At 40.2% G+C, this 15,782-nt stretch carries 13 protein-coding genes; 10 read left to right on the forward strand and 3 right to left on the reverse strand.

Annotation, left to right across the window (positions count from 1 at the left end):
• Window positions 1-163 precede the first annotated feature (163 nt).
• Complete coding sequence (locus AC3ISB_RS03400; RefSeq protein ID WP_098370582.1) at window positions 164-634, reverse strand: DinB family protein; 471 nt, start codon at window positions 632-634, stop codon at window positions 164-166.
• 330 nt (window positions 635-964) lie between these two features.
• Here AC3ISB_RS03400 and AC3ISB_RS03405 point away from each other — a divergent pair, with 330 nt between their 5' ends.
• The 4 genes from AC3ISB_RS03405 to AC3ISB_RS03420 all read left to right on the forward strand — a co-directional run bounded on the left by AC3ISB_RS03405 (window position 965) and on the right by AC3ISB_RS03420 (window position 4,348).
• A complete protein-coding gene (locus AC3ISB_RS03405) occupies window positions 965-1,855 on the forward strand; it encodes a TIGR01777 family oxidoreductase (protein ID WP_141992760.1) in 891 nt (296 codons plus the stop codon).
• Between the two features lie 62 nt (window positions 1,856-1,917).
• Window positions 1,918-3,096, forward strand: coding sequence for an LL-diaminopimelate aminotransferase (locus AC3ISB_RS03410; protein WP_480339873.1), 1,179 nt, complete (start codon window positions 1,918-1,920; stop codon window positions 3,094-3,096).
• 307 nt (window positions 3,097-3,403) lie between these two features.
• Window positions 3,404-3,676: a phage holin gene (locus tag AC3ISB_RS03415; protein WP_098370585.1), complete on the forward strand. Its 273-nt coding sequence runs from the start codon at window positions 3,404-3,406 to the stop codon at window positions 3,674-3,676.
• Between the two features lie 192 nt (window positions 3,677-3,868).
• Entirely contained in the window at window positions 3,869-4,348 is a 480-nt protein-coding gene (locus AC3ISB_RS03420) for a C40 family peptidase (RefSeq protein WP_098370586.1), read from the forward strand.
• 85 nt (window positions 4,349-4,433) lie between these two features.
• On the opposite strand, the gene AC3ISB_RS03425 is transcribed toward AC3ISB_RS03420, so the two are convergent.
• Window positions 4,434-4,970, reverse strand: coding sequence for a GDYXXLXY domain-containing protein (locus AC3ISB_RS03425; RefSeq protein ID WP_098370587.1), 537 nt, complete (start codon window positions 4,968-4,970; stop codon window positions 4,434-4,436).
• The gene (locus tag AC3ISB_RS03430) at window positions 4,963-6,021 is read right to left on the reverse strand and encodes a DUF2157 domain-containing protein (protein WP_179891019.1); all 1,059 of its coding nucleotides are present in this window, start codon (window positions 6,019-6,021) and stop codon (window positions 4,963-4,965) included. The genes AC3ISB_RS03425 and AC3ISB_RS03430 overlap by 8 nt, the downstream gene beginning before the upstream one ends.
• A gap of 234 nt (window positions 6,022-6,255) precedes the next feature.
• On the opposite strand from AC3ISB_RS03430, the gene AC3ISB_RS03435 reads away from it, so the two are divergent.
• The 6 genes from AC3ISB_RS03435 (at window position 6,256) to AC3ISB_RS03460 (ending at window position 15,668) form a co-directional block, all read left to right on the forward strand.
• On the forward strand, window positions 6,256-6,576 hold the full coding sequence (locus AC3ISB_RS03435; RefSeq protein ID WP_144527963.1) for a PadR family transcriptional regulator: 321 nt from the start codon (window positions 6,256-6,258) through the stop codon (window positions 6,574-6,576).
• A complete protein-coding gene (locus AC3ISB_RS03440) occupies window positions 6,573-7,127 on the forward strand; it encodes a DUF1700 domain-containing protein (protein WP_489275561.1) in 555 nt (184 codons plus the stop codon). Before AC3ISB_RS03435 ends, AC3ISB_RS03440 begins: the two co-directional genes overlap by 4 nt.
• Window positions 7,120-7,914: a DUF4097 family beta strand repeat-containing protein gene (locus AC3ISB_RS03445; protein ID WP_489275563.1), complete on the forward strand. Its 795-nt coding sequence runs from the start codon at window positions 7,120-7,122 to the stop codon at window positions 7,912-7,914. Before AC3ISB_RS03440 ends, AC3ISB_RS03445 begins: the two co-directional genes overlap by 8 nt.
• 626 nt (window positions 7,915-8,540) lie before the next feature.
• The gene (locus AC3ISB_RS03450; RefSeq protein ID WP_489275565.1) at window positions 8,541-9,284 is read left to right on the forward strand and encodes a sensor domain-containing diguanylate cyclase; all 744 of its coding nucleotides are present in this window, start codon (window positions 8,541-8,543) and stop codon (window positions 9,282-9,284) included.
• A gap of 335 nt (window positions 9,285-9,619) precedes the next feature.
• Window positions 9,620-10,825: an MFS transporter gene (locus AC3ISB_RS03455; RefSeq protein ID WP_141992597.1), complete on the forward strand. Its 1,206-nt coding sequence runs from the start codon at window positions 9,620-9,622 to the stop codon at window positions 10,823-10,825.
• 172 nt (window positions 10,826-10,997) lie between these two features.
• Window positions 10,998-15,668: a hypothetical protein gene (locus tag AC3ISB_RS03460; protein ID WP_489275567.1), complete on the forward strand. Its 4,671-nt coding sequence runs from the start codon at window positions 10,998-11,000 to the stop codon at window positions 15,666-15,668.
• The last annotated feature ends 114 nt before the right edge of the window (window positions 15,669-15,782 follow it).

Consider the following 15,782-nt stretch of genomic DNA (forward strand, 5'->3'; position numbering starts at 1 on the left):
GAGGAGGCTCCCGGACCGCCCGCGGAAAGCGAGTGCCTGGAGCGGAAATCAACGTCCAAATTGTACAAGCAATAAAAAAACTGTAGGCAAACTCGATTTTCATCGAGTTTGCCTACAGTCTGGGTGCTTCACCATTATGAAACACCCTTTGAAAATGATGTGATTAATCCCAAACGTTAATTCTAGGAACTCCAGCAGTTCTTAAGTAGTCTAATAATTGACCAGTATGTACAGACTCATGATAAGCGATTCTTAGCAACATGTCTCCTAAATCCCTGATATATCCCATATCGGAGCGATCGATTTTAATATTGGATAAGTCGTCCTCGCTGAAGGATATGATTGTTTCCAAAAAATCACGCCTGTAAGGTTCGGCAAAGTTCAATTCCGCTTCAACAGAGGTAAGTGGCTGTTTTTCAAATGGTGATTCATAAACTTGTAGGCTACCTTGATTTTTAATGGATAAATGATAGTAATGCTCACTATCAAGAACATGTCTAACCATTTCTAAACAGCTCATTGCCTTGTCGTCCGGTTTCCAATGGAGTGTGCTTTTAGGTATTGATGTCCATAGTTTAATGTTTCTTCTTCTAACCTCTTCCAGATTTAAGATGATTAGTTCTATCGATTTCATAATTATCTCCCCTTTTTAGCAGGTATATTTTAACTATACACGAATGGACGCTGAGAATATGGGGTTATTTTGAAAATATAGAAAATTCAATGATCTGTTCAGGTATTAATCTTTGCGTATTCCTTCTATTATGTAAAGTATCGCTCCTGTTTAATTCAATCAGGACCAGTTTATTTTCCTGGACAAGTTCACAAATTGTTGCACGCGTATGTTATTTATTCGTGATACCAATTATTGTAATAAGATGGTATACTTGTGAAGTAATTCACAAAAAGGTTGAAACTGGTTATGGCTCGGCCTATTCACTCTAAAAGAAAGCGGGTTGGTTATATGCTGAAGAAAGTGGTTTTAGCTGGCGGGACTGGTTTTGTCGGTCAATACTTTGAAAAGCATTTCAGGAATTTGGGATATGAGGTAAGGATCATCTCCAGGCAAACCCCGCATACTGGCTGGGAAGATAAAGAAGGAATAAGGGAAACGATCGATAATTCGGATATGTTAATCAACTTAGCAGGAAAAACGGTCAATTGCCGCTACAATGCCAAGAATAAGAAAGAAATATTGGATTCACGAACTGATACGACTGAAATGCTAGGTAAGGCGATTGAACAATGTGAAAATCCTCCTTCATTATGGATAAACTCAAGTACGGCAACGATTTATAGGCATGCTGAAGATAAACCAATGACGGAGGGGGATGGTGTAATCGGTTCAGGTTTTTCTGTAGATGTTGCGAAAGCGTGGGAGCTCTCATTTTTCGATTTCCGATTACCCAAGACGAGACAAATTGCTTTACGGATCGCCATTGTATTGGGCGATGGGGGAGTGATGACCCCATATAGGAATTTGGTTAAATTCGGACTGGGAGGCCATCAAGGATCAGGAAATCAGAAATTCAGTTGGATACATATAGAAGATTTATTTAACATTGTCCTTTTTCTGAGAAAGAATCAAGAGTTGAGCGGGGTGTTCAATTGTTCATCGCCTCATCCAGTTACAAATCGTGAACTGATGGCTCATTTGAGAAAGCTCATGAATATTAGGATAGGACTTCCCTGTCCAACACCCATGCTTGAAATGGGGGCTTTATTTATGGGAACCGAAACGGAATTGATATTAAAAAGCAGGTGGGTCATACCTGAGAGGCTGGAAAAGGCGGGGTATGTATTTAAATTCCATCATCTTGATGAGGCTCTGGAACAGATACTGATGAATCCTTAAAATACTCGAGATTGATTGCTATAATGATAGATAGAAAATCATTAAGAGAGGGGAATCGTAGAATGAATATGACTCCATCTGAAAAAGTCGGAAGATTCACAACAGGAATATTTTCAGAGTTGGCGACCCGCAAGCAGGATGCAATGAAACGAGGGGTGGATGTTATCGATTTGAGTGTAGGAAGTCCGGATTTACCACCGCCTGATTTTGTAGTGGATACGCTTGTGAAATATGCGCAGGATCCCAGTTCTTACGGGTATACGTTAAAAGGTACGCCTGAATTCAATGAGGCAGTCCGTTATTTTTATCGGATGCGTTATGGAGTGGAGCTGGATGCAGAAAGGGAAGTCCTCCAACTGATGGGATCGCAGGATGGCCTTGCACACTTGGCAACGGCGATGATTAACCCTGGAGATTATGTGCTGGTGCCAGATCCAGGATATCCAATTTATGAAGCGAGTGTAGAGCTTGCCGGCGGAATCATTCATCCGATGCCGCTTACTGCCGAAAATGCCTTCCTGCCGCAGCTCAACTTTATTCCGGATGAAATAGTGAAAAAGACCAAAATGATGATCATCAGTTATCCGGGAAATCCTGTCACCGCCCTTGCTGATGAAGATTTCTTTTCGGAAGTCATATCGTTTGCGAAAAAGAACGAGATCATGGTGGTTCACGATTTTGCTTATTCAGAGTTGATTTTTGATGATCATCCGCAAATTAGTTTTATGTCCATTCCTGGTGCCAAGGAAGTGGGGATTGAATTTAACTCACTTTCCAAAACTTTTAATATGGCGGGCTGCCGCATTGGGTATGCGGTGGGCAATAGAGAGGCGCTGAACATCCTGGGAACGTTGAAATCACACATCGATTATGGGGTTTTTTATCCAATCCAAAAAGCTGCCGAGATGGCGCTAACTTCCAATTTTTCGCTGCTATCAGAACAAGTTAAGGAATACCAGTCCCGACGTGATGCCTTGATATCAGGTCTTGCTGAAGGGGGATGGCATGTGCCGAAAACCTCAGCTACCATGTTTATTTGGGCCCAAATTCCTGCTGGCTGGAAATCACGGGATTTTTCCTATGCATTGATTGAAAAAGCAGGGGTTACGGTCGTCCCAGGCGATGCTTTTGGGAAGCAAGGGGAAGGGTATGTCCGGATGGCCTTGGTCCAGCCGGCCGAGAGATTGAAAGAAGCTGCTGAACGGATCAAATTGTTTTTGGAGAAAAAAATTGGAGTGTGAAAAATCCAGCATTTAATATATTCAGGTTTTAAGAACGCTCGATCATGGGCACGCTGAGGAATATATATAGCTTGAGGAAGTTGTTACTTACTTGTTAAAGTGAGGCGCTCTCTAGTGTTTTAAAAAAACTACTTTGAAGTTTAAGAGAAGGTCCATCCTCGGATGGGCTTTTTTTGTTTAGGGGAACTAGCGTGATAGATTATGAATGGAATTTCCGAACGTAAGATGGACAAGCCGCATAATATATAGCAAGTCCGCAACCCTCTTAAATGAAGCGGGCTTAATATGATAGAGAGGGGGAAAAGTAATGATCAACTGGAAAGTGCGTTTTAAGAATCCTACGTTTATATTCACGGTACTCATTCCAGGGCTTTTAATATTGGCCCAGATGATTGCTGCGTTCATAAATAATTTCATTACCCCTATAGGCTTTACCATTACTGATGATGCATTGAACGGGGCTTTAGGCATCATTAACTTCATAGCGCTTACATTTTTTGGGGTCGGCGGTGTGGTCGATCATACCACTAAAGGTCTAAGCGACAGTGAAAATGCCCGACAATACAAGGAGCCTAAGTAATGGACACTATTCTTTCATCTATTGAAGAGTAGAATATACCAGATAACACCGTTACTTGTTACACAACGGCGTTATCTGGTTATTTGTTTTTTGGGCAGAGATGATGATTTGGGATAATGATTTTGGTCTAAAAACCGAAATGCAACATACATTTAAAATTGTGGTTCATTTTCAGTTTGGGGAGGAAAAAGGATGAGTTATAGTTTACCAGTTTCAAAATGGTTTGCAGCCATAGTTTTAATCGGGGCATTATTGATGGCATTCATTTTCAGTCCGGCTAATGCTTCAGCCTCTATCAATTATGGTGATGAAGTTGCCGCTTTGGCAAAGAAGCAGGTTGGAAGCAAATATAAATATGGGGGGACGACTCCAAAAGGGTTTGATGCTAGTGGTCTTACCCAGTATGTATATAAAAATGCCGCAACGGAAATGAAAATTCCGAGAACGAGTGCGGAACAGTATAAAACCGGAAAGGCCGTGAAGCAAAATGATTTAAAAGCGGGCGATTTAGTCTTCTATGCGACAGGTAAGAAAGGGGAGGTCTCTTTTGTAGGAATCTATTATGGAAATGGTACATTTGTCGGGACCACCACTAAAGGGGTTAAGGTGGTCAAAATGAGTGATAAGTATTGGAAGGAAAAATATATAGGGGCAAAACGAGTTATTAAGTAACAATCTGATGTTCATATGAAAAAGTCCTGCAAAAAAGAGCATCGAAAAACCGATGCTCTTTTTGCTGGTCATATCCGGGGGTCATTCATTCAATGATGATATCGGTTAAAACAACGTTGCCATTACGAACTTTTACGACGGCCACTGAAGGATTAGCCAATGCGTCCTTCTCCATTTCCTTTGCCTTTTCTTCGGATGCGAAATAATTGTCCAGACCGTATCTGATCTGAATGGTTTTAGCATTTTGCAGGTCATATGGGATTTCCAATTCCCCTTTTAGGTAAACGCCTTTGCCGGGTTTTTCTTTCGTTACGTAATCGACACCGTATAGTCCATCAGTGTTTTGTTTTAAACGTACATATACCTTTTTATAATCACCCATATTTCTTGTATTGAACCCGGTTTTAATCGAGTCATCGACTTGTGACGGCTTAACTGATTCAATTTCGTATTTCAAAGCCACATAGCTTCCCCTAAACAAATCAGTCGGGTCGACCGGGGCTGTTTTGATCTTGATTACATCTCCTGTCATTGTTGTCCAGACCGGAGGAAATGCCAAGACTAACAGAATCAAGACTGGAATGGAAAATACGATGAGTGGCCGGAATGATGGATTACTCATTGAGTTCCCCTCCTTTTTTTCGTTGATTTTCAAAGAAGAAGCCAAAACCGATAAGCATGATTCCACCAATGATGAATGTAAGCGATTTTGGCAGGAAGTCAAAGGAGTAGATGTAATATCTGAAAATCAGTGCACATATTATTACGATGCTGGTCAAACTGCCTTTTAGAATGAGATAAAGCAGAAAAACGAAATAAGCTAAAGGAAACCAGATTGAAAAATCAAAGGTAAGGAAGAGTGCGGTAATACCATGTAAGATATGCCCTTGTATGTGTGTGATGTTCTGTAATTTTGCTCTTACCGGAATATAGGCAAGCACGATTCCCAATACAAACAGAATGGAAAGGACAATTGTATTCGAATTTTCAAAACCCAGCTTCGGCACGAATTCCATAAGAAATAAGGCAATTGTATTGATGGCTAAAGCGTTAATGAAAAAAGTCAAATATTTAGGGTAATCGAATTTCTTTAACAGAATGTATAAAGCCGGTAGAAATATAAGAATGGCAAGCGGATAAGACGTTTCATCAACGAATATACTTCCGTTAATATAAATGAAAAGCAGGAAAGATGTAAAAAGGAGAACAAAGACATCCTTCAAATAGTAACCAATGAATACCGTACCGATCGCCCATAATAAAAAGGAACTGTTGAAATTGATGCTGATGTTAAACATCTGCTCGATTAGAAAAATCCCTGCACCAAAAATCAGAATACCTGCATAATGCAGACTTCGTGACGTTTTGGGCAAGCGTGCCTGCACCTTCACGCCAGCAAAGTTCACTCCGATGAGGCATGCAATGATAAGCAGGAATTTAACCGCTTTACTTAAATAGATCCAGTTACTGGCTACGAAGGTCAATACGCCTAAACCTAAAAGAAGTGCCCCAATGGATAATAGAATAGTGATGAAGTTCAAATTACCTTTTACATCATAGGAACCTAACATCCTCACTTTCTCTTGCTGGGAGATGATTCCTTCCTTTTCAAGGTAATTAAATTCATGTTCAAGAAATTCGAATTGCTTTTTTGTTATTTCTTTGTTGGCCAAATTAACTCCTCCTTCCATATTTTACTATTATACATCGTATTCTCTTGCAGCTTTGAATATAATGTTAATTTTCTTCTACCCTAATAGGAATGCATGTAGTACAAAAAAAAACATTTTCAGTACCTTGCAATAAATAGTACCATGTGGTAAATTATTTACATAAGATGTATTGTTCGGTGTTCAGTACTGTTTATTGAACTATACTAAAAGACTTTTGGAAGGAGTGATGGTGCTATGAATGTACAATTTAAGAAAGGTGTCCTGGAACTATGTGTCCTGGTCTTACTGGATAAGCAGGATCGCTATGGATATGAACTTGTACAAAAGATTTCGGATCAAATTGAAATATCGGAAGGGTCGGTATATCCACTTTTACGACGCTTGACGAAGGAGGAGTATTTTACGACATATTTGCAAGAATCAACAGAAGGGCCTCCACGCAAGTATTATAAATTAACGGACAAAGGCCGGAGATACCTTCAAGAGCTGCTGACGGAATGGTATGAATTTTCCAATGGGGTCAATCAATTAATCAAGGAAGGTGTGAACCAATGAATAAAGAACAATTTTTAAAACAATTGAATGCCTCTTTAACCAGACTTACCTTAGAGGAACGGGAAGATATCCTTCAAGATTACGAAGAGTATTTCGAAATTGGAATGGAAGAAGGGAAGTCAGAGCAGGAAATCTCCAAATCCCTTGGGAATCCTAGACAGATTTCCAAGGAACTGATGGCATCCTATCATCTTGGTCAGGTCGAACAAACGACTTCTGCAGGTAATGTAATGCGGGCGGTTTGGGCAGTCATTGGTTTGGGATTCTTTAATTTAGTGATCGTTTTGGGACCATTTATAGCATTGATCGGAGTTGTCATTGCAGGATGGGCTTCGGCGATCGCGTTCATTTTTGCTCCGTTTGGCGTGCTTTTTAACCTTGCCATAGGCAATTTTCAATTATTCGATCTTTTCTTCGCATTGGGACTATGCGGGATTGGCATTTTCATTGCCATGGGAATGTTTGTCGCTACGAATGCTTTAACTAAAGGATTTATTCGCTATTTAAAATTTAACGCTTCCCTTGTGAAAGGCGGTTTGAAAAATGATTAATGTAAAAAAAATATCAATCATTGCACTTGTATTGTTACTGGTCGGAGTAATAGGAAGTCTGTTTACTTTTTCCCAAGTGACAAATAAGGAAACGACTACAGAGGAAAAAACGATTTCGGAGATCGTGACGGACATTCAGATCGACACGGACAATGCAACTGTAGAAATCGTTCCAACAAAGGATAAGGAGACCAGGATAGAATTGGTTTCAAAAGGGATGGATGTTTCCAAGTTGGATTTCACTGCCGATGTGGAAGGGAAGAAGCTTTCGGTACAATTAAAAGATCGACGTACCTTTAGCTTTGGTTTTCATATTCAATCCATACATTTAAAGGTGTATGTGCCTGATGAATCTTATAAATCCTTTGTCGTCGAATCCGATAATGGAAAATTGCAAATATCAGGATTGAAAAGTGAAAATCTGAATGTGAAATCTCAAAATGGCCGGGTAGAATTAAATGATATAGTAACCGAAAAAGTTGAAGTGAAATCTGCTAATGGAAAAGTGGATCTTAATAATGTGGAGGGAAAACTGGTTGGGTCATCGAATAACGGTAAAATTACATTGGTCACGAAAGACTTGGATAGGGAGATCGACTTCGAAAGTAATAATGGTAAAATCATGATCAAAACAGAGAATGAACCGACAAATACAACTTTCGATGTTCATGTTGACAATGGGAGAGTGGATATCCTTGGTAAGTATGAGGGCGATACTGTCATTGGCAAAGGTGAAAACTTAGTGAAATTGGAAACGAATAATGGGAAAATCGAGATAACGAAATAGTGAAGCATGAAAAAGCCGATCCAATTGTGATCGGCTTTTTTCAATTATGCGGCCATTTCATCTTCATGAGCAGCAGGTGTTTTATAATAATGCCAATTTAGAAATGAACGATAAACAGAAGCCAATATTTGTTGGAACAAAGTACTGACCGGCTGGAGAGGAATAGACGAGTTTCCGATAATAAAGAAGATGCCAGTGGTTCTTCTGTTTTCATTTTATCATAGAGTGGGTAATTTGCTGGAAGTGGTCCCCTTTCTAAGAAAATATATTTATAGTTTTTCCTTTTAGTTGTTTAGAATTATAATATGGAAAGGATAATTATGTTAAAAGTAATGAGTGTTAGTCCGCCATCAAATCTAAGGAAAAGATTTTAATGAAAATGACTTCAAAGTATGGGGGCTGTAGAATGAAATTCAATAAGTTGTCATTAAATATATTTAAATGTATGATCTTCACTCGCAAGAAAAGGGAAAAGGACTATCTGAAGAAAGGATTCGAAGAGCAAAAAGAGGTTTTTAATATAGTGGAAAGTTCTAAGGATATTTATCTACTGCTACGAATCAATCCCAAGTTCCAAGTTCAGGTATCTAAGTCCGTCCATCAATACACTTCTAGGTCAAGGCGTCTTGGAAGAAGCCTATAATGACCCTTCCTCGCCTTTTGAAAGGATTCATCCTGATGACTTTGATATCCTAAATGAAAAGATATACGTTGGGATTGATTATACTAAGCCTGTCATTCAACGCTGGAGAGATATCGAGGGGAATTATTGGTGGTTCGAGGAATATGCTACACCTATATATGAAAAAGAGCAATTGGTAGCTGTTCAAGGAATCATTCGGAATATTGATGAAAGAGTGAGATTCATACAGGATATTGAGTATCAAATGTCCCATGACCCATTAACGAATATCCATAATCGACAGTTTTTCGATAAAATATCTGCCAAATCCAATCTTGATTTTGACACTCCGGTTGCCATGATATTGTGTGATCTAGATGAGCTGAAATTTATGAATGATACGCATGGTCATAAGAAAGGGGATGAATTGATTAAAGAAGCGGCCAATCTATTGAAACGGATTTTCTCGGACATCGCAGTTGTAGCGAGAGTAGGAGGAGATGAGTTTGCCATTCTGCTGATTGATAGAAGCAAGCGAGAAGTAGAATCTCTTTGTGAATTATTAAAGGAAGAAATCCTTCTGCAAAACTCCCTAAAAAAAGTCCCTCACATCAGTATGTCATTCGGGCATGCTTACCGTTCGCATTCCAAAGGGAATATGGATAGCTTATTCATGGAAGCGGATCAAAAAATGTTTCAAGATAAACGGCGAAGAAAAGAACAGAAACTCGTTCGGGCGGGTAGATGAAAGATAAGGGATACAATAAGCTAGGGCAAGGGCAATACCACCATTCCTCACTAGCAGAATGGTTGATACCTGGGTGGTTTAATGGAATTTTGAACTAAAACAATTCGCTGTAAGAATGATGAATAGAAAGCCTGGCGAACTTAAATCGTTTTTTGCGTAAGGAAGGTAAGTGGACGGAAACGAACATATTGGCATTTCGATATGAAGGGGGGGGCCCAGTGTCATACTGGACTTTTATTTTTATATATATTTAGGTATACGAAATAAATCATTCGCTTATTTTAACCAATTTTAGTAAACTGGCAATGACTATTTTAATTAGAAGGTGAAGGGGTATGAGGGAAAGCTTAGTGGATGAACGGGTAAGAGGCACTGATAAAATCTGGACACGTGATTTCATCATGATCTGTTTGGCAAATATGTGCATCTTCATGGGGTTTCAAATGACGATGCCGACCCTCCCGCTGTTTGTTGAGCAGCTTGGCGGTGACGACCGCCTGGTGGGGGCTGTCCTTGGAATCTTCACTTTTTCGGCCTTGCTTGTTCGGCCAATTGCCGGCAGATTATTGGAGACGAAGGGAAGACGCATCGTTTTTTCTGTCGGGTTAGCCATTTTTGCATTATCCGTGGGTTCATTCGGGTTTATGGGGAGCATCGGCCTGTTATTCATGATGCGGATTGTACAGGGCGTCGGATGGGGATTTTCTTCAACGGCATCAGGAACGATTGCTTCCGATATAATCCCTGCGAAACGGCGTGGCGAGGGGATGGGGTATTATGGATTATCGGGTAACTTAGCACTTGCATTCGGGCCATCATTGGGTCTTTTTCTAGTTACTGTCATTCCGTTTCAAGAGTTGTTTTTGATCTGTTCATTATTAGGTTTGTTTGCCATCATTGCAGCATCACTTATTCGGTATCAAAAAGTGGAAAGTGATCCTTCGGCGGCTGTCAGAGCCAAAAGGTTTGATATATATGAAAAAAGTGCTCTTCAGCCATCTTTGCTCATTTTCTTCATCTCCGTTACATTCGGTGGAATTGCAACCTTCCTTCCCCTATATACAGCGGAAAAAGGTGTAGATGGCATTCAGTGGTACTTTTTAGTATATGCAATGGCCCTTATGGTCACGAGATTATTCGCGGGTCGATTATATGACCGAAGGGGACATCGAGCCATATTCGTGCCTTCAACATTACTCATCATGGCTGGGATGCTGCTGCTTGCATGGATGCCGAGTGAAGCGGTCCTTTACATTGCGGCAGTGCTTTATGGATTTGGATTCGGTTCTGTCCAGCCAGCGCTGCAGGCATGGTCAATTGAAAAGACGGCACCCAATCGGAAGGCGATGGCGAATGCAACATACTTTTCATTTTTCGATCTTGGAGTGGGCATAGGTGCCATCGTGTTCGGGCAAATAAGCTTCCTCTTCGGTTATAGGAGCATCTATATCACGGCAGCCGCCTCGATTTTCATTTCAATGATCGTTTATTTGTGCATCATCAGGAGCGAGGATAAATTAAAATCAATGGAAAGGCGTTGAATGGCTTCAATAGAAGTCATTCTTTTTTTGAGTCAGGAGGAACACCACTGGCTTCCTTGTTTTATCAGTGCATCATCCTTAATATATAAAAAATGGAAAAACTTTGTTATTATCGAAAAGAGAATATACATAAGATGATAGAAGGTCTATTTGAAGGAAGGGGAATCTTGGGATGAATGATTCTTCAAACGAAGAAATGACATTAGAAAGAAGGAAGCGTATTTTCCAAGAAGAACTGGATGTTTTATGGGAAAGGCGGCTCATCCCTAAATCAGAATATATCCGGATTAGCAGGGCATACAATCGGCATTTCCAATTAGCCCTCCATAAACAAAAGCGCTTAGGGCATGAAAAAAAGAAATCCATCCAAGGACATGGAACGATTATCGGTGAAAGTGCCGAGGTGAGGGTACAAGATAGCCTGATTGAAGAATCTTCATTGAAATTACGTGAATCTAGTGGAGTGAAAGAAACGATAACGAAAGATGAGGAGACCACATATGAAACTAATGAATCAGTTTTCGAGGAAAGTCTTGAACCGGTCAAGGAGATCACTGATAGGAAACCTGTTATTCAAAAGCAGGCCATCAAGCGGGAGAAACAGGTAAAACCGGCAAAGCCGAAGAAAACACCTGAGCAAATCAGGGAACGGAATATCTCGGTCATCCTGCTCACCGGGGTCATATTGCTTCTGTTCGGCGGGTTGATTTTAGCAACTTCCTCTTGGGGGGATCTGAATGCGGTCCTGAAAGTTTTCTTCATTGGAATGGTATCCGTCATTTTTGCAGGAATGGCCTTCATCGCTTCGAAGCTGAAAATTGAACAGACAGCTTTTGCATTCCTGACGCTAGCGGGTTTATTCATTCCGATTACGATTTTATCAGCTTCATATTATCGGATTTTTGGAGAGTACCTTTCACTTAATGGTGGGGGGCGGGGGCTACTGGGGTTTCTTGGGGGATTACTTTGTTTAGCGATTTATTGTAAGATTGCTGACTACTTTAAGTCGAAAATATTCATTTTCATTTCGATATTCACGTTTGGCATTACCTGCTATTTCGGATTGGCCTTTGTGACGCCGACTATCGAGTGGATGTTTTTGGCGATTGGCATTCTTAATTTAATACTATTATGGAATATCGAGCAATTGAAAAATCAAAAAGCATTAACGTTATTCAAACCATTCATTTTTCAATTCATCCAGTTTAAGATCATCGTGGAAGCCTTTGTGATCCTGACGTTATTTTCAAGTAACTTGGTGTACTCGCTAACGTTGATGGTCTTTTCTGTGTTGTTTTTAATTTTTTCGGTCAAATTCCAAAAAAAATATTATGAAATGGCTTTTAGCGCCGTTTTCAAGTATGGATATATCCATTTTGTTTTTAACTCATTTTTAAGTGAATACATGGTCATTGCTTTTGCACTTGTACCAATCATTTTTACTATGCTATCGAAATATCTGGCTAAATCTAAAATGACTAAGCTTTCCAAGAACTTCATGTTCACCAGTTTGATTGAGAGCGGGATCGTTTTCTTATATAGTAACGCGATGGTGTACCAGGAGAACTATGCGCAAATATTTATCGCGCTCATGATAGTATCCGCTCAGCTTGTCCATTTTTCCCTTCATTCGAGAAATCCAAGCTTCACGTACCCGGCTGTTGTTGTTTTCGACTTAGCGTTCCTTTATCTTTTCTTTGCTTTGCCAGTCTCTTTGTCTACCATTTTAAATCTTGTTTTCGTTCTTCAGGCCATTCAATATGTTGGAGTATATTTATATAACCGTCACCCAAGGTACAGCCTGTTTAAGAAGAGTATCTTACTTATCTCCCCAATGATCATGTTAGTGATACTGACCATTAAATTCAGCGAAATGGATTGGCTTGCAGTTAGTGTCGCGCTCGCCATGATCTCGGGGCTATTCTTAATCACATATATAAAAGACGAATCAAAGCATATGAAGGAAAACGCCATATACGGATTTCCAATCACTTTCGTACTGGCTTTGGTTGCATTCTATCCATTTTTGTTGGAGAGTTTAGAGTGGGTCCGGTCAAATATAACGCTTAGCGTCTATTTAATGGGGGTTTCACTGATTTCCATCGGTGCAGCTTACACATTTAAAAAGGGTTATCATAAATTATTTCCTGTTTTTGCATATAGCGCACAGATACTCTCCTTCCTTTCCTTGGTATCGATTCCATTCGATTCACTGAAACCTTTGGAGGAAAGCGGAGTCATCGCCATAGCTACGGCAATAAACGGCTGGTCCGTCCATATACATCGGAAGCACATATTCTGGGTGCCTGTCGTGATTACAAGTGCCAGCCTATATGTTTCACTCTACGATGTTTTTGATTTGAGTTCAATGGTGTTGAAGATTGCGTTTGTGCTGCTAGGTCCTATTATCTTTTTCCTTTTGGGAGAATGGCTTGGGAAATATTCGGGGAAAGGGAAATTGTACTTCCAATATACAAGTCACCTTGCCAATTTGCTGGCGATTCCCGTTGGATATTTGCTCATTGTTAATACGGAAAGTTCACCGTTCCTATATGCTGCACAACTGTTGATTTATATTTTGAGTGCTTTAAGGGCACATGTGAAATGGGAAAAATACGTTTTTACGTACCTAGGGTTTTCAGCCCTTTTCCTGCAGGTCCATTTATTTTTTGCAAACGTGGGGCAAATAGAGTTCATTACATCAATATCCATGATGATAACAGCAGGACTCATAACCATTCTGTGGTCGGTTTCCAATAAGAATTGGAAAGGAATCATGGAGTATTATCTTATTCCATTCATTCATTTAGGGATAAGCATATCCATATTGGAAACGGCAATCCGGGATTTTCCGCTTAACAGGGAACTGGTCTGGGTAGGAGTGATGACTGTACAGTTCTTATTTGCCTGGTATCTGCTCATGAAAAGGAATTGGCGGAACTATGTTGTGGTTCCTCTAAGCCTTGCGTTCATCTTCTATAATATGTATGTAAATACATTACCTTTGGTTATGGCGATTATCGTATTGCTTGTATGCATGACTGTGATGGTGATGGCTAGCAGACGCCATTTCAAAGGATTGGTCAACCAAGAGGGAACGAAGAGAGTCATTGATTATTATCGGATTTTTGGCTTGTTATATCTATGCACTTTGAATCTGGAAGTGTTTATGAGCGATACAGGTTCTGCAATTTTGGGGATTTTTGTTTCCCTGTTGTTGCCTGGCTACTTCATCATTATGGGAAGATTCACGATCCATACGAAAGAAAAAAGCATTTATTCGGGAATAGCGGCCATCATCGGACTTTTCCCGTTCATCAATATCATGGACTTTGCCCATGCACTCTCAGTCGTCACGAGTTTGGCAGTTCTTTTTGGCTGTATGGCAGGAATGTTGTTGTTAAGCAGACTGTATTCCATATGGTTACTCAATAAAAATGGATCAGGCATCATCAGCTTTGATCCTTTCAGGATCTATGGTTTATTCTTTTTGATCGATATGAATGTAGAGGTTTTTAATGGTACTAAACATCAGTTACTCCAAGTCTTTGTATCGCTTCTGTTAACCGCTTATTTCATTTTCCTGAGAAACTTGACAGCGGAAAAGCCAGAAAAGAAAATCTATTCCAATATTGCTGCTCTAGTCAGTCTGTATCCCTTCCTGAACATCGTCGGCTATGCCGACAGTCTATCGGTTGTAAAGGGATTGATGTTCCTTTTCGGCTGTATGTCAGGGATGCTGCTTTTAAGCCGGCGTTATTTCGATGGTTTAATCAAAAAGGAAGAAACAGGTATTACCATCGATGCATACAGGATATATGGCCTGCTGTTTTTACTTGCCATGAATAGGGGAATTCCAGTAACTGAAGCATCAAGCCAGTTACTCCAGGTTGTCGTCTCGCTCTTGATCACGGTTTACTTCTTCTTGATTGGAACTTTCACAAAGGATGTAAAAGAAAAGGTCATCTACGTTTGGCTAACGGGAATTCTCAGTCTGTATCCGTATTGGATCATCATCATGTACGCGGACACATTACAGCCTTTCGTTGGAGCGGCATTCCTTTTTGGGTGTACGGCCATAATGGTGCTGCTAAGCAGGAAATTCTTTAAAGGCTTGCTTGATAAAGGCGGGGCAGGACTTCAATTGGATTTTTACAGAGTCTATGGTCTGCTGTTTCTTCTTGCCATGAACATGGATGTTTTGACGGGGGGACCAGCACATTTCATTTTGGAAATCTTCGTGGCACTTCTGATTCCGGCCTATTTCATTTTGATGAGAAGCACGACTACAGGGGTGCTGGAAAGAAAATCCCAGATGGCTGCAGCGATATTGTTCAGTTTATATCCGTATTGGGTCATTGTCGATCAGCTCACGATACCTGCTGTACTTGAGGAGGAGGTGAATATTCTGCCGCTGTTCATTGTCAGCACCACTCTGCTGAGGAAAATCTTTGTTAAAGGCAAAATCACACAATATATCGAAAGTGGTATTGTTTTCCTCTTGTTTTCAGCCTTGATCATTGATGCAATGGCAGGAAACACCTTATATGATGCGCTCATTATCGGCACGGTGTCATTGGCAGCAATGCTCTTTGGATTCATGATGAAATACAAATCCTATTTTATCGCTGGAACCGGGACCATTTTATTCAATGTCTATATGAATACCAATTCGATGTGGGGCGAGATGCCATGGTGGCTGTATTTAATCATCGGCGGAGGGCTGCTTATCGGAATTGCATCTTTCTTTGAATGGAAAAAACAAAAAGACAACCGGACATCGAAGGAGGTACTTGAGAAAAATAAACAAAGGATAAAGAATTGGTTCAATCGGTGGAATTAATGAAGAAGGAATGAAATGCGTCAGATACCCAATCTCTTAACCTTGGACGAAAATTCAAAGGAAATCTCAAAAAGGGTTCGGAATTTATAAATTCCGAACCCTTTTTGTCTACAA

The organism is Peribacillus sp. GL_122, assembly GCF_057835005.1.

Bases quoted from the DNA above. Each gene is read 5' to 3' on its own strand.
- AC3ISB_RS03410 (WP_480339873.1), top strand. From the start codon at position 1,918: ATGAATATGACTCCATCTGAAAAAGTCGGAAGATTCACAACAGGAATA.
- AC3ISB_RS03460 (WP_489275567.1), top strand. From the start codon at position 10,998: ATGAATGATTCTTCAAACGAAGAAATGACATTAGAAAGAAGGAAGCGT.
- AC3ISB_RS03455 (WP_141992597.1), top strand. From the start codon at position 9,620: ATGAGGGAAAGCTTAGTGGATGAACGGGTAAGAGGCACTGATAAAATC.
- AC3ISB_RS03425 (WP_098370587.1), bottom strand. From the start codon at position 4,970: ATGAGTAATCCATCATTCCGGCCACTCATCGTATTTTCCATTCCAGTC.
- AC3ISB_RS03440 (WP_489275561.1), top strand. From the start codon at position 6,573: ATGAATAAAGAACAATTTTTAAAACAATTGAATGCCTCTTTAACCAGA.
- AC3ISB_RS03445 (WP_489275563.1), top strand. From the start codon at position 7,120: ATGATTAATGTAAAAAAAATATCAATCATTGCACTTGTATTGTTACTG.
- AC3ISB_RS03400 (WP_098370582.1), bottom strand. From the start codon at position 634: ATGAAATCGATAGAACTAATCATCTTAAATCTGGAAGAGGTTAGAAGA.
- AC3ISB_RS03415 (WP_098370585.1), top strand. From the start codon at position 3,404: ATGATCAACTGGAAAGTGCGTTTTAAGAATCCTACGTTTATATTCACG.
- AC3ISB_RS03405 (WP_141992760.1), top strand. From the start codon at position 965: ATGCTGAAGAAAGTGGTTTTAGCTGGCGGGACTGGTTTTGTCGGTCAA.
- AC3ISB_RS03435 (WP_144527963.1), top strand. From the start codon at position 6,256: ATGAATGTACAATTTAAGAAAGGTGTCCTGGAACTATGTGTCCTGGTC.
- AC3ISB_RS03420 (WP_098370586.1), top strand. From the start codon at position 3,869: ATGAGTTATAGTTTACCAGTTTCAAAATGGTTTGCAGCCATAGTTTTA.